Consider the following 22,535-nt stretch of genomic DNA (forward strand, 5'->3'; position numbering starts at 1 on the left):
ACATCGATCATTTCCATTATGATATTCAAATACTCGAATGTAACAAGGATTTACTGTCTTGCGCTGCACCATCACCCTGCTGGCATGGCTGGCCTCGTGCGGGCTCGTTCTCGGTGCCGACGTCGGCAAGCCCAGAGATTTCGCATCGGCAATCGAGCCGATCATGGCCAATCTGCGCACCGCCGCGAGCTATTCCCGCACCGGCAACACCGCGCTGGCGCAAATGGAGTCCGATGAAGCCATGGCGGCGTGGAAGCGGCTTCAGGAGACCACAGCGTCCGGGCCCCTGCCCCCTTACGAGCCGGCTGCGCTGGCCGAATTTCTCGCCCAAGGCAGCGAACAGCTCAAGGCGGCGACACGCGCGCTAGACGGCGGGGACAATGGCGGCGCCGGCCGCGAGCTGCTTTCGCTTCGCCAATCCTTTCATGAACTCAGGCGCAGTTCGGGCCTTTACGATCTCGGCGACTGCGTCTTCGAGATCGCGCCGGCCATGGAGAAGCTGCGCGTTGCGGCCACGCAGTTCGGCGAGCAGCCTGCACCTGCGCGTGCCGAGGATACGGTCGCCACCGCGAGCGCGCTGCGCGATCGCCTGCAGCGCTGCAACGATTGGGCCCGCGCGGACGTCGCGGAAAAGAGTGAATTCCGCCGTTTGATCGATGGCGCGGTCGCAAGCAGCGGCGAGATCGCCCATGCAGCAATGGCGGGCGACGGACCGCTCGTGCATCGCTATCTGATAGAGCTGCAATCCTATGCGCAGCTCCTCGATTTCCGCTTTGGCTAAGTTCAGCCGATGCTGGTCAATCCAGGGAAATGCTGCAGCAGCCATTCGGAGACCGCAGGCATCAAGCCGGTCAGGAACATCAATCCGGTTACGACCAGAAAGGCCCCCATTGCTTTCTCAACTGCGCCAAGATGCCGGCGCGCGCGGCCCAGCGCCGCGATGAAGCGGCCGGTGAAGGCCGCGGCGGTCAGGAAGGGAATGCCGGTCCCGACCGAATAAGCGAGCAGCAAGAGCGCTCCTCGGCCCGTCGTGTCCTCGGCCCCTGCCATCATCAGCACAGCAGCGAGAATCGGCCCTGCGCAGGGGGTCCAGCCAAACGCAAACGCCAGGCCCATGACGAAGGCGCCCGCCACGCCGGCCGGCCGGCTGTCGACCTGCACCGTCGCGCTGCGATAGAGCAGCGGAATCCTGAGCACGCCGAGAAAATGCAGGCCCATGACGATGATCAGTGCGCCGGCGACGATGCCGAGCGTCGACAAATGGGCGGAAACGAAGCGTCCGGCAATCGATGCGGTCGAGCCGAGCGCAACGAACACGAGGGAGAAGCCCGCGACGAAGGCCAGCGCGGAAATCAGGATGCGGGGGCGCAGATCGGAACGGCCGTCGGAGAGATCCGTGACCGAAACGCCCGCCATGTAGCAAAGAAAGGGCGGGACCAGGGGCAGGATGCAGGGCGACAGAAACGACAACAGGCCCGCGACGAAGGCTGCACCGAGCGTGACGTCCAAGGTCATTGCGTCTCATCCCTATAACATATACGAATTTAATGATATAAAGCGCCGAGGAAGTCCAGAGATCGTTTAGAAGGCATGAGCCGAATCATCGCAATCCTCCTGGCCATTAGTGCCTTCACGCTCCCGGCGACGGGTTCGCGTGCCGCCGAGCTCGTCATGTTCGAGCGGGCGGGCTGCGTCTGGTGCGCGCGCTTTGACGCCGAGATCGCGCCGATCTACGGCAAGACCGAGGAAGGCCAAATCGCGCCGCTGCGTCGCGTCGACCTAAACGGCCCCCTTCCCGCCGACCTCGCCGGAATCGATCCGGGCGCCTTCACGCCGACTTTCGTCGTGGTAAAAGAGGGCCGCGAGATCGGGCGCATTCGAGGTTATCCGGGAGATGCCTTCTTCTTCGGCCTGTTGGACCGGATCCTCGCCGGCACGGGATCGGGGCCGGAAAGATCGTGACCGATCTCCGAGATTTTGAGCCAGGGGAATTTGACGCGATGCCATTGCCAAAGCTGAAGGATATCGAGGGTTCCGCCGAGCTCGAGCAGATGATCGAGAAGGCGCGCGAGGCCAGCGACATGCTGAAGGCCCTGTCGCACGAGTCTCGATTGCTCCTGCTTTGCATCCTGGCCGAAGGCGAGAAATCGGTGACCGAACTCGAGCAGTTCCTCGGCGAGCGGCAGTCGACCGTCTCGCAACAGCTCGCGCGCCTCAGGCTGGACCGGCTGGTGACGACCCGCCGCGACGGCAAGGCGATCTACTACAGTCTGGCCAACGAAGACGTCCGCAAGATTCTCACCGCCATCTACGACGTGTTCTGCGAGCCGGTGCGCCGGCGCCGCCGGTGATTTTCCACTCTGGATTTTCGGATCTTCCTAGCGCAGACTGCCGAGTAAGCAGAACAAAGACGTCCGGGAGGCATGCTGAGTCCTTCGATCATAGCGTTCGCATGCGGGCTTGCCGCAGGCGCGGTGCTCGGTGTTGCCGGCCGGGCGGGACGTTTCTGCACGCTTGCAATGCTCGAGGACGCGTTCTTCGGATCGGATTTCCGCCGGTTGAAGTCCTTCGCCCTTGCAGCCGCCGTCGCGATGCTTGCGACGCAGGCACTGGCTGAATTTAGCGTCGTCGATCTGTCGCGGTCGATCTACCTGACGTCGTCAATCGGCTTCGGTGGCGCGATCGTCGGCGGGCTGATGTTCGGCGTCGGCATGGCGCTGGTCGGCACCTGCGGCTTCGGCACGCTCGTCCGTGTCGGCGGCGGCGATTTGCGCGCCATCGTGGTCTTTCTTGTGCTCGGTCTCTCGGCGCTCGCGACCATGCGCGGCATTACGGGGATGCTGCGCCTGGCGTTGATCGAGCCCTTGGCCATCCGGCTGCCCGAGGGCACCAATCAGACGATGACATCGCTGCTCGCTGTGGGCACCTCGACGCACGCAATTCTCGTCGCATCGGTTGCGGCCACGCTGGCCTTCTGGGCGCTCGCGGACGGAAAACTGATCCGATCGCGCAGACTATTGCTTTCCGGCCTTGCCGTCGGCGCCGCCATCGCGTTCGGCTGGTTCGCGACGGGATGGCTCGCGGATGACGAATTTTATCCCGCCCGAGTTTCCTCGCTCACTTTTGTCGCTCCGCTCGGCGACACGATCCTATACATCGCTACCTTCTCAGGTGCGCGCCTGAATTTCGGCATCGGCTCCGTTGCCGGCGTTGTAGCGGGCTCTTTTGCCGCGGCAATGCTCGCGCGTGGCTTCCGCTGGGAAGCCTGCGATGACGCTCGCGAATTGAAGCGTCACATGACCGGCGCGCTTCTGATGGGCATCGGAGGGGTCATGTCGATGGGATGCACCATCGGCCAGGGATTGACCGCATTCTCGACGCTTGCTCTCTCGGCGCCGATCACCATGCTGGCGATCGCCTGCGGAGCCCGACTTGGGCTCGAGTTCACGATGACCGGCGAGTGGCTGCCAGCAGTGCGCAGGCTATTCGGCATGTCGACGTAACGAGACAGTACGTCGTTTCTGAGCCGCTATTTGTCGCGCGATAATCGGTCAATTAACCCGCAAGCTTCGACACCATGTTCAGCAACACGTCGGTTCCATCTGCACATTGTTGAGGTGTGCTGTATTCGGCCTCGTTGTGACTGATCCCGCTCTCGCTTGGCACGAATATCATCGCGGTTGGGCAGATTGTGTTCATCGGTACCGCGTCATGGCCGGCAACCGTAAGAATGTCCCGGTGCGAAAGCTCGAGCGCCTTTGCCGTCTCCCGCACCATCGCCGTCATGCCAGGATCAAATTCGATGGGGCCGAATTCGAAGTACTGCTCGAGTGATATCTCGACGCCGCGCTCCGACGCCACCTTGACGCAAGCGTCGCGCAGTTCCTGCTCCATCGCCAGCATTTCCGTTCGATCGCTATGCCGAACATCGCAGCTCAAGCGGACCTCGCCGGGAATGACCCCGCGCACATTAGGATAGAGTGAAAGATGCGGCGCATTCGACCGGCCTTCGCGCCCCCGTGATCGACCGATCCGGTCGATCTCCAGGGTCAACGCGGCCGCAGCGACCAGTGCGTCGCGACGCATGTCCATGGGCGTCGGCCCCACGTGCGCGGGCTCACCTGTCACAGTCGCGACGAAGTAGCGAGCGTTGAAGGATCCGTTCACGACGCCGATTTGCTCGCCGCCTTCCTTCATCAACGGCCCCTGCTCGATGTGAAGTTCGAGATAGGCCGAAATCTCGCGACCGCCTACGGGGGCTTTGCCGGCATAGCCGATGCGCGCGAGTGCATCAGCCACAGTGACCCCGTCGCCGTCGGTGCGGCCGAGGCCCGCTTCGAGGCCGTAATCGCCGGCGAACACCGAAGATCCAAGCGTCATCGGCGAAAAGCGCGATCCCTCCTCGTTGGTCCAGACGGCGACTTCCACGGGCGCTTTGGTCTTGATCGAGAGCTCATCGAGGCGGCGAAGCACCTCGATTCCACTGACCACCCCGAGCACGCCGTCGAACTTGCCGCCGGTCGGCACCGTATCGAGATGGCTCCCGATCATGACCGGCGCCGCGCGCGAGTCCGTGCCCTCGCGCCGGGCAAAGATGTTGCCGATACGATCGACGGTGACGCTGCAGCCCAATGCTTTCGCCCAGCTACAGAACCGGTCACGCGCCTGCCTGTCCTCGTCCGTCAGCGCCAGCCGCCTACAACCACCGCCTGGCGTCTGGCCGAAGGTTCCCATTTCCATCAGCGAGGACCAAAGCCGCTCGCCATCAACCCGGAGTATGCTCATGCTTTCGCTCGCTCGATTCCACACCAATCCGCAAGGAATAGCGCCATGGTCTTGGTCACAGCGCGCAGGCTATTGAGATCGACGCGCTCGTCGAACCCATGAGCGCTCTCGCAAATTGGCCCGTACACGATGGCCGGCGTTCCCTGATAGAGCCCGAAGAAACGCGCGTCCGTTGCTGCCGACGTCACCTCCTCTTCCAGAGCCGTGCCGAACACCATCCGATGGCTGTCTGCCAGGACTGCCTCCTGAGCCGCACCGTTCTCGAGCACGTAGCCCTCCGCCATGTGCCCGTGATATTCGATCCGAGGAGGATTGTTGGACAGATATGGGTCCGTCAGTGCAGCGTTGCGCACGCATGCCTCGATCTCCGCACACGCCTCGGCGAGGCTCCAACCAGGGAGGACGCTGCAGCGTACATGGAGCGTTGCCGTCGATGGCACGCTCGACGTCCATTCGCCGCCGGTGATCTCGCCGATGTTGAATCGAATCGGATGCGGATGATTCTTGTAGACCGGGTGATCGGACTTGCGTGCGTTCCACAGGTCTTCCAGCGCCTTGATGTGGGGCCACAGGGCAAGCGCCTTCTCGATCGCGTTGGCGCCGACCGAAGTGAAGCCGGATGCGTGCTGCGGATCGCCGGCAACATGCACGCGAAACCAGATCAGCCCGATCTCGGCGCGCAGCAACTTTGGCTGCAATGGTTCGGGCACGAAGGCGCAATCCGCCTTATATCCTCGCTGCAGGCAGGCGAGCGTTCCGTTGCCGGTGCATTCCTCTTCGACGACCGACTGGAAATGGATCGGCGCGGTGGGCTGGAAACCGGCCGCACGCACCGCGTCGAAGGCGAAGAGCGTTGCGGCGAGACCTGATTTCATGTCGCCCGCGCCGCGACCGTACATCCAGTGGCCGTCGATGCGTGGCTCGAACGGCGGGGTTGTCCATCGCGCTGCATCTCCAGTCGGCACCACGTCGACATGACCATTGAAGATCAGCGATCGCCCTTTGCGTGTCGCCGGCCGGTAGGTACCGACGACGTTGAAGGAATGTTCGTAGGATATCGTGACAGGGGCGAATCCCGGCAGATGCTTGATGTCGTCAACGTCGATGCGCCATTGGTCGACGGACAGGTCGCGCTCGGCCATCGCGCTGGCCATGAAATCCTGAACCGTGTGTTCCTGGCCGCGCAACGAAGGGATGCGCACGAAATCCTGAGTGAAACGAAGCTGCCTGTCGAAGCTTCGATCGACAGCCTCGATGATGGCGGACGCGACGTCCTGATCCAACATGATTTGTTCCCTGTTTATGATTGGTCTGTGCGCAGTCCGGCCGGACAAAGGCTAGAGGTGTTTGGCCGGTGACGTGGTGGGAGCCCTAAGGTAGGTAAAGCGCCGCCGCACGATCGGCCCGAGCGTTGCAAGCCCTTTGGGCAGGAACATCACAACGATGACGATGATCGCGCCGTAGATCAGCAGCCGCAGGTCGTTGAGATCGCGCAGCAACTCGACGACACATGTGAGGACCAGCGCACCGGCGAGCGGTCCGCTCAATGTGCCGAGGCCACCGACGAGCGCCATGGCGATGACGAGAATCATGAGATCGGGCCCGACAGCCGCGCTCGGTGTGAGGATCCCGATGTAGTGGCCGAAGAACGCACCCGCGAGCCCGACCAGGAAGGCACTGACGCCGAACACCAACAACTTGTGACGGGTCAGATTCACCCCGAGGCTCTCGGCAGCATCTTCGGCGTCTCGCATGGCGACGAGGGCGAGCCCCGACTTGGACCGCATGAGAAGCGTAATCAGGCCTGTCGAGAACACCAAGAGCACCAGGATAAGGTAGTAGTATCCGGCCTTGTCCGCCGGCGAGAACTTCATCTCGCCGAGCACCGGCAGCGTGAAGCTTTCGAACGGTGGAATGCCCCAAAGTCCGAGTTCGCCGCGCGTGATCGATTGCAGGTTGGAGATGGTGATGCGCACAATCTCGGCAAAGCCAAGTGTCACGATGGCCACATGCGGCATCGATCTGATGCGCAGGATCGGCAGCCCGATGAACAGTCCAGCCACGGTGGCGATCAAGGCAGCGATCCAGATCGTAAGCCAGGGACTAAGGCCTGAATGGAGGGCGACCAGCGCGGAGGAATATGCGCCAATGCCGAAGAAGGCATGGTGACCGAATGTCTTGAGGCCTGCAAACCCGGTCACCAGATTCCACGCCGAGGCAAATATCCCGAAGATCATCGACAGGATCAACACGTGGAGCACGTAGGAGTTGCTCGAAAGCAGCGGCAAGACAGCCAGCGCGGCGAGCGTGATCGCGACGAGAAGCCATTGCCATGGCCTAAGCGGCTGAAACATGCGTTCTACCCAACCATATACAAGTAGATGAAATCGCGAGCAGTGGCATCGTCAGCTTTTGCTGCCGAACAGGCCCCAAGGCCGAACCCAGATCACCGCGATCATGAGAGCGAAGGCAATGACATCTCTCCATTCCGTGGATGTCAGCTGCACACCGACTGCCTCGACCACGCCGAGAAGAAGACCGCCGACGATCGCTCCGGGAAAGCTACCCAGACCACCGAGAATGACCACGACGAAGCCCTTGAACAGGATGGGAAGGCCGCTCCATGGCGTGATGGCGTAGATCGGCGCCATCATCGCCGCGGCGATGGCGCCCAGCGCAGCGGCAATGCCGAAGGTGATGAGATAGATCCGCGACGCGGGGATGCCAACGACAGCAGCGGCATCCCGGTCCTGCGAGGTGGCGCGGATCGCCCAGCCAAGCCGGGTGGCTTTCAGCACATAGGTCATGACCGCAATAGTCAGAATCGCGACGCCCAGTATGAGCAGGCGCTGCATGGGAATGCGGATACCCGCGAATTCGACGATACCGGTCACATAATAAGGTACGCTCTGCACATTCTCGCCGAACAGCAGCAGGGCGGAATTCTGAAGAAAGATCGACAGGCCAAGCGTGACGGCGATGGTCGAGAAGGCCCATCCCTCTCGTTGCAGCAGATAGTGGATTGTAATTCGCTGAATGAGAGCGCCGAGGAGGAAGGCAGCCAACAGCGCTATCGGTATCGCCAGATAGGCAGGAACCCCGCAAGTGACGACCAGAAGGAAGACGAGGTAGCCGCCCAGCATGTAGAATTCGCCATGCGCCAGATTAAGCACGCGCATAGTGCCGTAGATCAGCGCAATACCGCTTCCGACCAGCGCATACATTGATCCGATGATCAACCCGTTGATGATTTGCTCGATGAAGAGAGAGATGGTCATCGGAGGCTTCCTCGCGCCTAGACGCCCAGATAAACGCGACGGATAACGTCCGAATGGATCATCTCCTCGCCGGTACCCGTCAGCATCATGCGTCCGCTCTCCAGGAGGTAACCGCGATGGGACACGCCGAATGAAAGATGGACGTTCTGCTCGTTGAAGACCACCGAGATTCCCTCCTGGTTGATCCGCTGGATGATGCCGGCGATCTGGCTGACGATCTTTGGAGCCAATCCGAGATAGGGCTCGTCCATCAGCAGCAGCCGCGGACGCGACATCAGGCTGCGCGCAATGGCCACCATCTGCTGTTCGCCACCACTCATCCGCCCCGCGATCTGGTCTCGCCGTTCGGCAAGGATCGGGAAGAGGCTTTCCACCCATTCGAGACGCGAGGCGATGTCCTTGTTGACGCTGCGGTGATAGGCGCCAAGCAGGATGTTCTCGCGTACGGTCATGGCGCCGAACAGGCGGCGTCGTTCCAGCACCATCGAGATGCCGCGGGCGACCATTTCATGGGTGGGCACCTTCGTCAGATCCTCGCCCTCGAAAATGATCTTGCCGGAGCGGACCGGGGTGAGTCCCATGATGGCCTTGAGCACCGTGCTCTTGCCGGAACCGTTGGGGCCGAGCACGGCGACGACCTCCTTCGCGCCGACCGTCATGGAGACGTCCCAGAGAATCTGAAAGTCGCCGTAGAGAACGTTGAGGTTTTCGACCTGCAGCATGGGAGCTTCAGCCATGTAGGACCTCCTCCCCCAGATAGAGTTCGACGACCTCCGGCCGCTGCATGACGTCTTCCGGCGTGCCTTCGGCCATCTTCTTGCCGCGGTTCATGAAGATCGCGCGATCAGCGAGCTCGTTGATGACGCGCATGTTGTGCTCGATGATCACAAGGGTCAGTCCCTCGCGACGAAGTTGCTTCACGAGTTCGATCAGCCCCGGGATGCTCTTCTGGTCGACACCGCCGGTCACCTCGTCGAGCAGGAGAAGCTTGGGCCGCGTCGCCATCGCGCGCGCCATCTCGAGCCGCTTGCGCTGGCCGGTGCTGAGCCCCTTGGCGAGCACGTTGGCCCGGTCGCTCAGCCCCACCATTCCCACGTAGCGGCGCGCGTCCTTGCGCGCATCCGCAATGCTGCGATGGTAGGCGAGCGAGCCCACCATCACGTTCTCTTCCACCGTCAATTCCTGAAAGGGTTGCGTGATCTGGAATGTACGCGCCACCCCGGCGCGACAGCGACCGTCAGGCCTGTAGAAGGTGATGTCCTGGTCGTCGAAGATGATGCGACCCGCAGTCGGCTTGTGGACTCCGGCAATGACGTGGAACGTCGTGGTCTTGCCGGCGCCGTTGGGCCCGACGAGCGCCAGGATCTCGCCGGTTTCGACTGTCAGGGACAGATTGGCAACGGCAACGATGCCGCCAAATGCCATGGTGATGTCGTCGACCCTGAGGAGCGTCTTCGAGGGCACGTTCGGCATTGAACAGTCGTCCGCATAGGGGATCAAGGGATCGACGGGACCCGGTTGGAATGCCCACCGGGTCCCGCCGGGTTTTACTGGGCGGGCTTGAACTTTGCGGTTGCAACCGTCGACGGCCAGATCGCGAAGCTGGTCCCGTTCTGGATCTGGGCGACCGGGACGGGGATGTAGTCAGCACCAATGCGCGGCGTGTGCAGCTCGGTGTCATAGACATAGCGGCCGATGGCGCACTTGGTGTCGCTCTTGGCGAACGCCTCCGACAGCTTGGCCGGTTCGACCGTGCCGGCAGCCTTGAGATTGTTCAGCAGCAGCATCATCTCGCAGTAGCCCTGCGCATGATCGCCATTGCCCACCACCTTGGCCAGGTTCTTGAATTCCGCAGCGAAGGCCTTGTGCTGGGCGCTGTTCACCGGATCGAAGAAGAACGGCGTCCAAAGCAGACCATTGGCCGCGCTCCCCGCGCCCGCCAGGAATTCGGGGCGGATCGGGTAGTAGACGGCCATGTGCAGCGACTTGAGACCCTGTTCCTGAATCTGCTTGACCAGTGCGATGCCGGAATTCACGGAGGTGAAGATCGAGACGATCATGTCCGGCTCATCGGCCCGCATTTTCGAAAGCTGCGGATAGAAATCAGCGTGCCCGAGAGCTACGACTTCCTTCGACGAGACCTTCCAGCCATCCTTTTCGAACAGCGGAATCGTGTACTCGGCGTTTGACTTGCCGTAGTCCGTGTCTTCCACCACGAAGGCAATCTTCTTGCTCTTGGGCTTGAAGCTTCCTGCGTCGATCAGTTCCTTGGTGGATGCGAACACGGCCTGCGCATAGGCGTCGCTATTGAAGCTTGATTTCCAGAAATTGGCGAAACGCTTCGGGTCCGACTGGATCTTCTTGGCGATCTCGATCGAGACCGGCTGGCCGCTCATGGCAAATTTGCCGAAGCTTGGCACGACCTCCATGATGGCGAGCGTGACGGAGCTGGCGATGCTGTCGCCGACGAGGATATCGACCTTGTCGCGGCTTAGCAGCTTCTGTGCGGCGCTGACGCCAACTTCGGGCCGCGAGGCGCTGTCTTCGAAGATGAGCTTGATCGTCTTCTGCTCGCCGTCGACCTTGATCCCGCCGTCCTTGTTGACCTGGGCCGCCGCGGCCTCATAGGCCTGGCGCATCGATATTCCCGACTGTGCGGCTGGTCCGCTCAGCGGGCCGATCACGCCGATAGCGATTTCGGCGGCCGGCGCTGTCGTTGCGAGCGTCACGCCGAGAGCGGCGCCAAGAGCGTATGCGAATATGCGGCTTCTCATTCCAAACCCTTCCTTAGTCTTCCTCTAACCATCGACCGTTTCTGATTGCCGGCCTGTTCGACGTCGACCGCTTCAAGCCCATCCACCCGCGATGAAGCGCGCGTCAGGGTCGTGATGCGTCCCTTTGGAGCAGCGCTCGTCACCCGGAGCAGAGGCCGCAGCTTCCCAAATCGATAGTGTCGGCCCTTTCCAATCGTGTCAAGGCATGACATCATGTGTCACGTGATAACACGCGCCGCGGCGTTTCAGGCAAGAGGCTTGCTGCTAATTTGATTGAGACTAGAGGCGGTAAGACATGACGATCGCGCCAAAGGTGAGTCTTCAGGCCCAATCACGACTGCGGTGCCCTGATGGCTTCCCCTCAGCCTCTTTCATTGTTTTTTGAGCGAGATACCGTTGACCCCGCCTGTCGCAACTCACGCATCAGATCCGCATCGCAAGTCGAGCTTGCCAGTGGTGCGAGCCGTCGAGCGCGCTGCCGCGCTGCTCAAAGCCTTCTCGCCCGGACATTCTCGTTTGACTCTCACCGAACTCGCCCGCGCAACCGCGCTCGACAAGGGCACTGCACGACGGCTGCTCCACACGCTGGCCGCGGTGGATTTCATCCACGTCGATCAGCAATCGCAGACTTACGCACTCGGCGCCGCTGTCCTGATGTTGGCGCCGGCAGTGAGTGTCGGCGGCGATCTGAGAGAAATTGCTGCACCGTTCCTGACGCGGATTGCAGAGACGACCGGCGCCACGGCCTTCCTGTGGGTTTACCATCAGGGCGAGGCGCTGTGCATCGATCGCGTCCGCGCGCGCTCCCTCCACATCGACACGCCGTGGGCCACCATCGGTGGCCGCATTGGGCTGAATTATGCTGGCGGAGCCCGAACCTTGCTCGCGTACATCGATGCAGCCGAACGCGAGCGTGTGCTGGCCGGGCCGCTCACGCCCATGACATCGTTCACCCAGGTCGATCCGGCGGTCTTGCGCGCCGATTCCGCTGCCATTCGCGCGCGTGGATGGGTGTTGGCCGTCGACGATTATGTCGTGGGGCTTGCTGGTCTCGGTGTGCCGATCTTCGATCGCAACGGCGCTTTCGTGGCAAGCCTCAGCATCACCACCCTGACGTCGCGACTGGTCCGCGAGGACGGCAGTCCGCGCTATCTCGACAGCCTGATCGATGCCGCCGCCGAGATTGGAGCCAGTTTACAGCCCTGATCGTTTGGCGAGTTCGTGCCTTGCGCAGCAGCCGTCAGGGCTTGAGCCTGCGCTCGAGTTCCTGGCGCTGGACTTTGCCACTCGTGGATCGCGGGAACTCGGCGAGGCCAATGAAGTGGAATATGCGTGGCCTTTTGTAGCCGGCAAGCTCGCGGGCGCACAGGTCGACGAGTTCAGCCTCGGTTGGCGGCTCGTCCCCGCCGCACGCGACGAAGGCGACCGGGACTTCTCCCCATCTGGGATCCGCGGCGCGCACAACCGCGACCTCCGTCACGCGCTTGTCGCGCAACAGGACGCGCTCAATCTCGGCAGGATAGATATTTTCGCCGCCGGACTTGATCAGATATTTGGCTCGGTCCACGAAATCGAGGGACCCGTCGGCGTTGCGCCTGAAGACGTCACCCATGTGGTACCAGCCGCCGCGGAATGCCTCCGCGTTCGCCTCGTGGGCCTGCCAATAGCCAGAGAACAATGTAGAGCCGCGCACGGCCAGTTCTCCAGGCTCGCCTGGTGCGACCTCCTCGTCTGCGGGGTCGACCAATTTGATCTCGCAAAACCCGTTTTGCTGTTTGGATAATCTTGTCGGAACTACTCCCGGCGAAATCAACGCTCGCGTTGCGGGAGGAAGGCCAGTCTCGGTTGACCCGAAGCTGTTCAGGTATGGCGCGCCCAGCAGCGCGGTCACCTCTGCGATCAGGTGCGGAGGCACGAGGTCTGCCATGGCCCCGCATACCCGCACCTTCTTCACAGGTTCCTGGTGAGCTTTTAAGCCCTCGACAAAGGCTTCGATCATGCCCGGTATCAAGAGCAACCAGCCGATGCTGTGCCGGGACACGGCGGTCAGAAGCGGCTCCAACTGAAATCCGTCGATGACGAGCACTGTCCCGCCACGCATAAGCGTGGCGAGTGCGTGATCGTTCGAAGCCATGTGGAACAGGGGAGCCCAAGCGACGAACGCGTCATGCGGTGCTATGCCGAGCTCCGAGGAGAATGTCAGCGCACGCATGATCATGGCCCGGTGCGAGATCACCGCTCCCTTCGGAAGGCCGGTCGTCCCACTCGTGTACAGGATGACAAGGCCGTCTTCCGAGCGTGCCACAGACGGAGGAAAGCTCCCTACCTGCTGTGCGAGTTCACTCTCGTAATGCGGCCCGATTTCGAGAACGGATGGCGATCCAGGGACAGGCGGGAGGCTGCTCACCAGATCGGCTTCTACGATCAGCAGTGCCGGCGCGATAAGCTCGATGCAATGAGCGAGTTCGCGACCTGCCAATCGCCAGTTGAGGCAGGCCGTAATGACCCCGAGATGAGCTGCCGCGAGTTCGACCTCAAGATATTCAGGGCGGTTTCGCGAGAGCAAGCCAAGCCGATCACCGCGCTTCAGCCCACGCGCGGTGAGCACGGCACTCAGCCGTCGGACGCGATCGAGAAGCTCTCGATAAGAGATGCATCGATCGCGATATTCGATCGCGACTCGCTCGGCGTTGACCTCGGCGCATGCTTCAAACAGGTCGCCAACGGTCCCAACCGCACATGCCGCACCGATTTCCCTACTGAGTCCGGTCGTCATCGGTTGCCTCACGAGATCAAATCGGGCATTCCGGCGGAAATACTGGCTTACGCTTCTCAAGATGGGACGCCAGGCCTTCACGAGCCTCCAGTCCGCTAAAGCCGAGAATTTCCAGCGCGGTCGATGTGTCGAACAGCGGACCATTGACCCGAAGCCAGTTGTTCAACGCGTATTTCGTCCAGCGGATCGCACTTTGCGCACCGCTCGCCAGGTCTTCGGCGGTTTCGAGCGCCACCTTCTGCAGGTCGGCGTCCTCGACACAGAGCGAGACGAGCCCGATCCGCTCGGCCTCCTCGCCGGATAACGGCTTGCAGGTCATCAGATAGTATTTGGCCTTGGCCAGACCACACAGCAGCGGCCAAATGATGCAGGCGACATCGCCCGCTGCGACGCCAAGCCGGGTGTGACCGTCGACGATGCGTGCGGACTTTCCGCAGATCGATACGTCAGCAAGAATCCCGACAACAAGACCCGCGCCAACCGCGACACCGTTGATGGCCGAAATGATCGGCTTGTTGCAGTTGATAACGTTGTAGACGAGATCCTTTGCTTCCTTCCAGGTGGCCATGCGCGCCACCGGATTGTCGAGGAGGCTCTTGATCAGCTCGAAATCGCCGCCGGCCGAAAAGGCCTTCCCCGCTCCCGTAACGATGACGGCATTGATATCCGGATCGTCATTGATGTCGCGCCAGATATGCGTGAGCTGGGTGTGGGTCTCCGCATCGACCGAATTGTACGTTTCGGGCCGGTCGAACGTCAGCCGCAAGACGCGCTTTGAGGGATAGTCGAGCTTCAACTTCGTATAGGCCGCGTAACGAGTTGACATGGACGTTCTCCTTTGATGTTCCCGCATTTGTGGCCGTGCCACGCGCACCTCAGCCTCTTGGGCGTTTCCAAGGCCCAGATCAACAGACGATCTGCTGATCTTCTCACTGATGCCGGACCCGGAATTGCTTGAGCGAGCCACTGTGCATGACCCGTCCTCCAAGAGGACGACCAATGATCCGCTCTGCCAGCCGCGCGGCCTCAATCAGTGCATCGAGGTCGACACCGGTTGCGATTCCCATTTCATGGGCCATGAAGACCATATCCTCGGTACAAACGTTCCCGGCGGCCGCGCCATTCTCATGTCCGGCAAACGGACAGCCGCCCAATCCGGCGACGGAGCTGTCGAACAGATCGACCCCCATGCGCAGGGCAGCGTAAAAGCTGGCGGGGCCACTACCCCGCGTATCGTGGAGGTGCAATCCGATGCGAGCGTCGGGCACGACTTCCCGAACGGCGCCGATGCGACGCTCGATCTCGGTAGGCACGGCCCACCCCACCGTGTCGGCCAAGTAGATCGCTGGAAGTGGCCGACGATCTTCCTTGAAGCGATCCACAATCCACCGCACCTGGTCCGTGACAGCCGAGACCGGGACATCGCCCTGCAAATTGCAGCCGAATGCCGTCATGATGTAAGCGGCCTGAATAGGTACGCCCGCCTCATCGTAGAGCCGGATCCAATCGTCCTGCTGCTGCAACATGGCCTCAGCAGTGCGCCCGTTGTTTTGCAACGCGAACGCGTTGGAGGCGTAGAACAGTAATATCCCCTTGAGATCAACGTTTCTTGCGCCCGCCGCTTGCCTGAACCCATTCTCGTTCAGCCACAATGCGGTATGCGCGACGCCGGGAACTTTCTCGATGTGCGCGAAGAGTTCGGCGGCATCTGCCATCTGCGGCACGCGTTTCGGATTGACGAACGATGCCACCTGGATCTGCTTCAGTCCTGTTCGCGACAGCGCGTCGACCAAGGCGACCCGATCCGCCAAAGGGTATATCGTCTTCTCGAACTGGAACCCCTCTCGGGGTCCCTCCTCGTGGATCTCGATATACGACGGCAGATCGCTCATGGAAATTTACTCCGATTCCGGCGTCACGACGAACACCACCTGATCGCGCTCGACGGTGCATCCCATTGGACACTCGATGGCAGTGACCCGACCCGCAAGCGGCGCAACGATGGACAGCTCCATTTTCATCGACTCCATCACCGCAAGCACGTCGCCGGCGGCGATCAGCTGCCCCTGCTCCGCATGAACCGACACGATGCGGCCCATCATCGGCGCACGAACCTGTCCGTCGCCGGCGCCGGCTTGCGCGAGCAATGAGCCCGACAGATAAGGATGCACCTCGAAGCTGGAGCTCGCAATGGCGGACGCGAAACCGGCGAACGTATCCGACAGCACCGGCGTGACCGTTATCGCGAGCCCATCGCACGAAACCATGGTCGTACCGTTGTCGTGTGCCTGGAAGTCGAGCGTCCGAACATTTCCGTCGACGCCGACCACAAGACAATCCCGTCCGCCGGCATAGCCAAACGTCACCTCGTGGTTCCGGCCCGACGCGACAAGCCGCAGCGTCGGCACCGTTGCAGGCTCGGACTTGCCCACGCCCAGCCGCCATGCGGTCAATCCTTCATAACCGCACCATGTCCGATCCTTTCGTGCCCATATCCACAGACCCGCGGCGATGTGCACTTCTAGCGGGTGCCTGACCGCTCCCCCGCTCGCGCCCGTCATCGCGTCGATGGTGCCGGTATGCACTTCGTTCGACAGCACGGCGGGCTCGGCAACGATGCGGTGTAGAAAGCCCAAATTGGTCGTCACGCCACCGACGCTGCAGTCGCGCAGTGCCATCGTCAACCTTGAATAGGCCTCCTCACGCGTCGCCCCGATCGCGATCAGCTTGGCGATCATAGGGTCATAATAGGGCGTGATCGGCATTCCCGCAGCAACGCCCGCATCGACCCGAACCATATCGGTCAGATGCAATTTCGCGATCGTCCCCGTAGACGGCAGAAAGCCCTTGTCGGCATCCTCGGCATAAAGCCGCGCTTCGACCGCTACACCGGAAGCCGATACGTCGGCCTGCGAGAGCGGTAACCGGCCAGTCGCGACGGCGCGGATCTGCAGTTCGACCAGGTCGAGATTGGTAATCAATTCGGTCGTCGGGTGCTCGACCTGAATGCGCGGATTCACCTCGAGGAAGAAGGCTGCTCCATCCTTCACGATGAACTCCACCGTGCCAAGGCCAGCATAGCGGGCCTTGGCGCCAAGCCGAACTGCATGCGCCAGGATTTCGGCGCGCAGAACCGGTTCAAGGCTGAGGACCGGGGCTTCTTCGATCACCTTCTGGTGCCGCCTCTGCAGGCTGCACTCACGATCGAACAGATGAATGACGTTACCTTGCCCGTCGCCGAGGATCTGGACCTCGATGTGACGGGCATCGGGCAGAAATTGTTCGACGATCAGACGTGGATCACCGAACGAACTCTTGCCTTCGCGCATCGCGGCAGCGATATCGGCCCGCACTGTCGCGGCATTCGTCACGACGCGCATCCCCTTGCCGCCGCCGCCGGAGGCCGCCTTGAGCAGAACCGGAAGACGCATGGTTGCGACGGCGGCCGCGATGTCCTCGACGGAAGCGCTGGGCTCATCCGTCCCGGGAACCACGGGAACTCCTGCGCGCCGCGCCACCTGCTTGGCGGAGGCCTTGTTGCCGAAGTCTCTGAGCACCTGCGGCGACGGTCCGATGAAGGCCATTCCGTGATCTTTCAGAGCCTCCGCGAAGTCGCCGTTCTCCGCGAGAAAGCCGTAGCCGGGATGAACCGCGTCGGCGCCGACGCGCCGGGCGGCCTCGATGATACGCTCGATAACGAGGTAGCTGTCGCCGGCGGCCGCGGCCCCGATCTCTACCGATTCACCTATCTCGCGCACGTGGAGCGCGGCACGATCGGCGGCCGAATGTACCGTTGCGACCTCGATTCCGAGACGACGACAAGTCCGGGCAATCCGGCAGGCGATTTCACCACGATTGGCGACAAGGATCTTGCGAAACACGCGACTACTCCGCCTCACATGCGAAATACGCCGAATCGCGTCTCGCGACGCGGGGTCCGGCTTGCAATATCGAGCAACAACGTCATCACATCGCGCGTTTCCGCCGGCTCGATTACCCCGTCGACCCACAGATTTCGGGCAAAGTTGTAGGCGTTGGCGAAGGTTTCGTACTCGCGACGGATCGGGTCCTTGAATGCTTTCTCCACCTCCGCAGTCCACTCCTGACCATTGCGCTCGGCGATTTGCCGCCGCACCAGCGCAAGCGTCGTCGCCGCCTGCTCAGGCCCCATGATCGCAGCACGCCCGTTCGGCCACATGAACATGGCCGTGGGGCGAAAGGCTCGCCCGCACATCGCGAGATATCCCGCGCCGTATGATCCGCCGACGATGATCGTGTACTTCGGCACGGATGCGGAGCTCATCGCCGTGATGAACTTCGCGCCGGCCTTCGCAATGCCGCCAGCCTCCGCTTCGCGCCCGACCATGAAGCCCGAAACGTCGGCCAGAAACAGCAGCGGAACATCGCGCTGGCAACACAGATTGATGAAGTGGGTTGCCTTCAGCGCGGACTCGGTGAACAGGACGCCGGCATTCGCCAGAATTCCAACTTGATGGCCGTTGATGCGACCAAATCCCGTGATCAGCGTGTTGCCGTACTCGGCCTTGAACTCCTGCAACTCGCCCGCATCCAGCATGCACTTGAGGATGGCCCGGGTGTCGGTCGGCTTGCGAGCATCACGGCTCACGATCTCGTAAATCCGCTCAGCCGGATGCAGCGCAGGCGCCGGAGCAGCTTGTGTCCGGCGCGGGCGCGCGGAAGCGGGCAATTCCGCGACAAGCCGGCGCGTGATGGACAATGCATGGGCATCGTTCTCGGCCAGATGATCGGTCACCCCGCTCACGCGGCTGTGCATCGTCGCACCACCCAAGGCCTCGGCATCGGTCAGTTCACCGGTCGCGGCCTGAACCAGCTGTGGTCCGCCAAGGTACATAAACCCTTGCCCCCGCACGATCACGACCTCGTCGCACAGCGCAGGAATGTAGGCACCGCCGGCCGTACAGGCACCCAGCACGACAGCGATCTGCGGAATGCCGTCCGCGGACATTCCAACCTGGTTGTGGAAGATCGAACCGAACAGCCCCTCATCGGGAAAGATGTTGGCCTGATCGGGCAGGAATGCACCGCCGGAGTCCACCAATGTGATGCAGGGCAGGCGGTTGTCCCAGGCGAAGCGCTGCGCGCGCACGTGCTTCCGGCAGGTCATTCCAAAATACGTGCCACCCTTCACCGTGGCGTCGTTGGCGATGATCATGCATGAACGCCCGGCGATCGTGCCGACGCCTGTGATCAGCCCCGCGCCCGGGGGAACACCTTCATAGAGTCCCTCGCCGGCAAGATCGGCCAGTTCGAGAAAGGGCGAGCCTGGATCAATTAAGACATCGATGCGCTCGCGCGCCAGGAGCTTGCCGCGCTCACGATGCTTTCGCCGGGCGGCGTCGGGACCCCCGACTCTTGCCGCACGGCGTCGCTCAAACAGATCATCCAGCAGCTTCCGATAGGCTTCTCGGTTCAGATCCGCTTCTGAAGCAACCGATGCCGTCTCGAGGTTCTCGACCAGTCCGCCAGTCATACCCTCACATCCCTCTCAATTCAGGCATCTTGCGCAGCGTCAACGACAGCTTTCGTGCGCCGGGCTTTTCGAAGAAGTTCGCGTCGATGATCGTGACGTCTGCCTTGACCGACAGCGCGTTTCGAATGCGCCCCTCGATATTGCTCTTGAGGACCGCATCGCCTTTCGGATCCCCTCCCTCGGCGCGCTCGACGAGAACCTTCAGATTGTCTTGGGTCGTGTGACCGGGGAAGTCGGCGACAACGCGCATAACGCGATTTGTCCCCGGCGTTGCGGCAACAACGTCCTGGACTGCCGACGGAAACAGATTGACCCCTCGCACGATCAGCATGTCGTCGGTGCGACCGAAACACCGGACGGCGGGCGTTGTCCGCACCCCACCCGAGCGTCCGTCGCTCGTCACGATGACATGGTCGCCACTTCGGAACCGCAACACCGGCGACGCCTCGCGTCCAAGCGCAGTATAGACAAGCTCGCCTGTCGCGCCGACATCGAAAGGACGCACGTCGCCGCTTTCCGGATCGATCAGCTCAACCAGGATATGATCGGGCGCGACCATGTACATGCCGTCGTCGGCGTTGCTCTCGGCCCAATAAGTGCACCCCAGATCGGTGCCCCCCCATCAGCTCGCGGCACGTCGCATTCCAGCGCTGCTCAATCGCCTGACGCACGGCCGGAATGCCGCCGCCGGGTTCTCCGCCCACGATCAGGCATTCGACGCCAAGCTCAGCTGCTTCGACGCCGGCGAGCTCTTTTGCCTTCTCCGCGAGGAAGAGCAGAAAGTTCGGAGTGCCGACGATGCAACGCGGACGAAGATCGCGGCAGGCGATCAGCAAACGGTCGAAGCCGCCGTCCGCGCCGATCGGAATATCGCGCGCCCCCAGATACTGGATTGCCTGGAAAATCGGAATGCCGCCGACAAATCCCTTGCTCATGGAGAAGCCGTGCAGCACGAGATCTCCCGGCCTCATCCCGCACGCGAACAGTGCGCGCGCAGTCATTTCCTGCCAGGCAAGCACATCTGCCTCAGTCAAGCCGACATAGGACGGACTGCCCGTGGTGCCAGAGGAAGCCTGGATCTGCACCACGTCTTCGAGCGACGCTGCAAGATGTTCGCCGAGCGGGGGCATTCCGGCAAGGCTGTCGCGCAAGTCCTGCTTGGTCGTGAACGGCACGCGCGCCAGATCCTCGATCGTACGGATACGCGACACGTCGATATTCGCCGCGTGGAAGCGGCGCCGATAAAAGGCCGAGCGCGCCGCGAGATAATCGAGCTGCACGCTGAGACGGTGTTCCTGAAGATCGCGGATCGCCGACGGGGACGCTGTCTCCACCCCGCTGAAGGTCGCGGCAATCGCATGGGAAAATGCCAACGGCTTACGAAATCGCATCTCACTCTCCCTTTTGGCGATCCACAAACGACGACGCCGAGTCCGGACGTTCAATTGTTAGATGGCCTCGCGCAAGAAAACAAGCGGTTGACCGTTTTTTTATTGGTCACAGCCGCAACGCGGCTCGGGCCACCCGGGGCGCGCTACTTCTTGATCAGGCCGATACCTTGCAGCACCAATTCGCGGTAGATTTCGATGATCTCGTCCTGAGACAATCTCCCCCGGGGGCGATACCAGTTGCACACGCCGGTGAGCATGGCGATCACTGCGTAAGTCGTCACTTTGGGATCACGCACCCGCCAGATCTTTTCCTTGTTTCCCCACTCGAGGATATCGCGCAGCTTGCGTTCGTACGTTTCGCGAAGCCGCACGATCTCGTTCAGGTGAGGCCCGGACAGGCTGCGGAGCTCCATGTTGCCGATGAAGACCTCCTCCCGCCGAGCCGTGTGCCAGCGCAGGTGGAATGCAACGAACGCCTCGAGCGCCGCAAGCGGCGTCTCGGGGCCCTCCAGATCCTTAGCCAAACCGTCAAGCAGTTCGACCAGGACCTCCTTGAGCAGCGAGTAAAGGAAATCTTCCTTGTATTTTATGTAGTTATAGAGCGACCCGGCCTGGATTCCGACATCATCAGCAAGGTCGCGAAGTTTCATCGCCTCGAAACCATGCTGATAGATGCGTTTGATGGCGGCCTTCCGGATGGTCTCCTTGGTCTTAACCCCGGTCGAGCCTGTGGTCCTTGCCATCAATTCGTCCCTTCATGCCGATTCTGCGATCCTACATATAGCATTTCGAACGCAGAAAACGGGCGTGAAGGCATGGGCTTATGCACCCCTACTCTGGGACGCGGACAAAGCGCGCATTCTTGAAATCGTTCTGCAAGACACGCACCGGCGAGTCCGAGAAGTGCTTGCTGGGCGAAAAGCCGAACGGAGCCGTAGCGCCGTTCACGGAAAACTTCTTGCCGCTCTCGAGTTGGCCGATAACGCAATCGCGTGTGAGGTCCTTCTCGCAGGCGCGCATCGACTGGATCAGGATGCTGGCGCCACTGTAGGACGCCATCGTGTAACGGTTCACCTTCTTCATTTCGTCGGCGGATAGATACTTCTTGGCGACTTCCACGAACGGCGCGGCGTCGGCATCGGAAAGATCGGCCATGTAATCGGCCGTGTAGTAGCCGTCACCCGCCTCGCCCGAGAGCTGCTGCACGATGGGGAGGTGGGCGGTCCACACCGTCCCCACACGCAAATCCTTCAAGCCGAGCTTCTTGGCTTCCTTGAAGATCGCGACGTTCTCCGCAATGATGCCGCCCGACGCTATGAATCCCACATTCTCGTTCTGGACGCGCAGCATTTCGGCCGAGAAGTCCTTCTGGCCGCGCTTATACGGAATCTCCAGCACGTTCTTCAAACCAAAGTCCTTAACCGCGCGCTGGTAGCCGAGCAGGTTGTTCGCGCCGAAGTCGTCGTCCTGGTAGATCACGCCGAAACGGGCGTCCTTCTTGCCCAACTTTTCGACCGCGTACTTGACCACCGCATAAAGGGCGTTGCCATAGTCGGTCCCGATGACAAAGATGTTCTTCTTGACCGGATTGTAGGCCTGCTCGGCCGGGTTAATCGAAACGATGGTAAGGACCTTCTGTTCGATGAACAACGGCATCATCGCGTTCAGATGACTGGTGCCCGAGGTCCCGGTAACGGCGAACACGCCTTCAGCCAAAAGCTTCTGGGCCGCCTGGAACGCGCGCGCCGGGACGTAACCGTCGTCCTCGGTCACCGCAACAACTTTGCGCCCCGCCACTCCGCCGGTAGCGTTGGCTTCCGCAAGCGCGACCTTGGTGCCGAGATAGTGCGCTTCGCCGGCAAAGCTCACAGGTCCAGTGAGCGGCAGCACCTCTCCAATCTTGATCTCCTTGTCGGTGATTCCGGGGTCGGCTGCATGCGCAGTACCGGCAAGTGCCCCCAGCATCAGAGCGCCCGCGACTCTTCTCATCAAATGCATCACTTTCTCCCTGTCGTTTCT

The 22,535-nt window shown here is 61.7% G+C and carries 22 protein-coding genes; 5 read left to right on the forward strand and 17 right to left on the reverse strand.

The annotated features are described in order from the left end of the window. The first annotated feature begins 58 nt into the window (after positions 1-58). Positions 59-781, forward strand: coding sequence for a hypothetical protein (locus AC629_RS12045; RefSeq protein ID WP_084804980.1), 723 nt, complete (start codon positions 59-61; stop codon positions 779-781). A gap of 2 nt (positions 782-783) precedes the next feature. On the opposite strand, the gene AC629_RS12050 is transcribed toward AC629_RS12045, so the two are convergent. Then, on the reverse strand, positions 784-1,515 hold the full coding sequence (locus AC629_RS12050; RefSeq protein ID WP_084804981.1) for a cytochrome c biogenesis CcdA family protein: 732 nt from the start codon (positions 1,513-1,515) through the stop codon (positions 784-786). A gap of 75 nt (positions 1,516-1,590) precedes the next feature. Here AC629_RS12050 and AC629_RS12055 point away from each other — a divergent pair, with 75 nt between their 5' ends. From AC629_RS12055 to AC629_RS12065, 3 genes are all read left to right on the forward strand, one after another. Further along, positions 1,591-1,962 carry a thioredoxin domain-containing protein gene (locus tag AC629_RS12055; protein WP_143199079.1) on the forward strand — a complete coding sequence of 124 codons (372 nt, stop codon included), beginning with the start codon at positions 1,591-1,593 and terminating at the stop codon, positions 1,960-1,962. Between the two features lie 38 nt (positions 1,963-2,000). Then, the gene (locus AC629_RS12060) at positions 2,001-2,351 is read left to right on the forward strand and encodes an ArsR/SmtB family transcription factor (RefSeq protein WP_084804982.1); all 351 of its coding nucleotides are present in this window, start codon (positions 2,001-2,003) and stop codon (positions 2,349-2,351) included. Between the two features lie 72 nt (positions 2,352-2,423). Further along, on the forward strand, positions 2,424-3,503 hold the full coding sequence (locus tag AC629_RS12065) for a YeeE/YedE family protein (protein ID WP_084804983.1): 1,080 nt from the start codon (positions 2,424-2,426) through the stop codon (positions 3,501-3,503). Positions 3,504-3,555: 52 nt separating this feature from the next. Here the strand turns inward: AC629_RS12065 and AC629_RS12070 are convergent, their stop codons facing one another. The 7 genes from AC629_RS12070 to AC629_RS12100 all read right to left on the reverse strand — a co-directional run bounded on the left by AC629_RS12070 (position 3,556) and on the right by AC629_RS12100 (position 10,837). Further along, a complete protein-coding gene (locus AC629_RS12070) occupies positions 3,556-4,785 on the reverse strand; it encodes a Zn-dependent hydrolase (protein WP_084804984.1) in 1,230 nt (409 codons plus the stop codon). Next, positions 4,782-6,071 carry an ArgE/DapE family deacylase gene (locus tag AC629_RS12075; RefSeq protein WP_084804985.1) on the reverse strand — a complete coding sequence of 430 codons (1,290 nt, stop codon included), beginning with the start codon at positions 6,069-6,071 and terminating at the stop codon, positions 4,782-4,784. Before AC629_RS12075 ends, AC629_RS12070 begins: the two co-directional genes overlap by 4 nt. A gap of 51 nt (positions 6,072-6,122) precedes the next feature. After that, on the reverse strand, positions 6,123-7,139 hold the full coding sequence (locus AC629_RS12080; protein ID WP_084804986.1) for a branched-chain amino acid ABC transporter permease: 1,017 nt from the start codon (positions 7,137-7,139) through the stop codon (positions 6,123-6,125). 51 nt (positions 7,140-7,190) lie between these two features. After that, the gene (locus AC629_RS12085; RefSeq protein ID WP_084804987.1) at positions 7,191-8,063 is read right to left on the reverse strand and encodes a branched-chain amino acid ABC transporter permease; all 873 of its coding nucleotides are present in this window, start codon (positions 8,061-8,063) and stop codon (positions 7,191-7,193) included. 17 nt (positions 8,064-8,080) lie between these two features. Further along, the gene (locus AC629_RS12090; RefSeq protein WP_245331819.1) at positions 8,081-8,800 is read right to left on the reverse strand and encodes an ABC transporter ATP-binding protein; all 720 of its coding nucleotides are present in this window, start codon (positions 8,798-8,800) and stop codon (positions 8,081-8,083) included. Further along, positions 8,793-9,536: an ABC transporter ATP-binding protein gene (locus tag AC629_RS12095; RefSeq protein WP_084804989.1), complete on the reverse strand. Its 744-nt coding sequence runs from the start codon at positions 9,534-9,536 to the stop codon at positions 8,793-8,795. Before AC629_RS12095 ends, AC629_RS12090 begins: the two co-directional genes overlap by 8 nt. A gap of 74 nt (positions 9,537-9,610) precedes the next feature. Further along, positions 9,611-10,837 carry an ABC transporter substrate-binding protein gene (locus tag AC629_RS12100; protein ID WP_084804990.1) on the reverse strand — a complete coding sequence of 409 codons (1,227 nt, stop codon included), beginning with the start codon at positions 10,835-10,837 and terminating at the stop codon, positions 9,611-9,613. A gap of 453 nt (positions 10,838-11,290) precedes the next feature. On the opposite strand from AC629_RS12100, the gene AC629_RS12105 reads away from it, so the two are divergent. After that, entirely contained in the window at positions 11,291-12,043 is a 753-nt protein-coding gene (locus tag AC629_RS12105) for an IclR family transcriptional regulator (protein WP_210419024.1), read from the forward strand. 34 nt (positions 12,044-12,077) lie between these two features. Here AC629_RS12105 and AC629_RS12110 read toward each other — a convergent pair whose 3' ends face one another. From AC629_RS12110 to AC629_RS12145, 9 genes are all read right to left on the reverse strand, one after another. Then, positions 12,078-13,613, reverse strand: coding sequence for a class I adenylate-forming enzyme family protein (locus tag AC629_RS12110; RefSeq protein WP_084804992.1), 1,536 nt, complete (start codon positions 13,611-13,613; stop codon positions 12,078-12,080). Between the two features lie 16 nt (positions 13,614-13,629). Then, positions 13,630-14,439: an enoyl-CoA hydratase/isomerase family protein gene (locus AC629_RS12115; protein WP_084804993.1), complete on the reverse strand. Its 810-nt coding sequence runs from the start codon at positions 14,437-14,439 to the stop codon at positions 13,630-13,632. A 103-nt stretch (positions 14,440-14,542) separates the two neighbouring features. Beyond that, positions 14,543-15,505: a hydroxymethylglutaryl-CoA lyase gene (locus AC629_RS12120; RefSeq protein ID WP_084804994.1), complete on the reverse strand. Its 963-nt coding sequence runs from the start codon at positions 15,503-15,505 to the stop codon at positions 14,543-14,545. 6 nt (positions 15,506-15,511) lie between these two features. Continuing rightward, positions 15,512-17,494, reverse strand: a complete 1,983-nt coding sequence (locus tag AC629_RS12125; protein WP_084804995.1) for an acetyl/propionyl/methylcrotonyl-CoA carboxylase subunit alpha — start codon at positions 17,492-17,494, stop codon at positions 15,512-15,514. Between the two features lie 14 nt (positions 17,495-17,508). Then, complete coding sequence (locus tag AC629_RS12130; RefSeq protein ID WP_084804996.1) at positions 17,509-19,125, reverse strand: acyl-CoA carboxylase subunit beta; 1,617 nt, start codon at positions 19,123-19,125, stop codon at positions 17,509-17,511. 4 nt (positions 19,126-19,129) lie between these two features. Beyond that, positions 19,130-19,684, reverse strand: coding sequence for a phenylacetate--CoA ligase family protein (locus AC629_RS47655; RefSeq protein WP_210419025.1), 555 nt, complete (start codon positions 19,682-19,684; stop codon positions 19,130-19,132). Beyond that, positions 19,656-20,543: a phenylacetate--CoA ligase family protein gene (locus AC629_RS47660; RefSeq protein WP_210419026.1), complete on the reverse strand. Its 888-nt coding sequence runs from the start codon at positions 20,541-20,543 to the stop codon at positions 19,656-19,658. Before AC629_RS47660 ends, AC629_RS47655 begins: the two co-directional genes overlap by 29 nt. Positions 20,544-20,659: 116 nt before the next feature. Then, entirely contained in the window at positions 20,660-21,259 is a 600-nt protein-coding gene (locus tag AC629_RS12140; protein ID WP_084804997.1) for a TetR/AcrR family transcriptional regulator, read from the reverse strand. Positions 21,260-21,347: 88 nt separating this feature from the next. Further along, entirely contained in the window at positions 21,348-22,505 is a 1,158-nt protein-coding gene (locus tag AC629_RS12145; RefSeq protein ID WP_168195456.1) for an ABC transporter substrate-binding protein, read from the reverse strand. Positions 22,506-22,535 lie beyond the last annotated feature (30 nt).

Source organism: Bradyrhizobium sp. NAS80.1, from assembly GCF_001908205.1.
Lineage (GTDB): Bacteria > Pseudomonadota > Alphaproteobacteria > Rhizobiales > Xanthobacteraceae > Bradyrhizobium.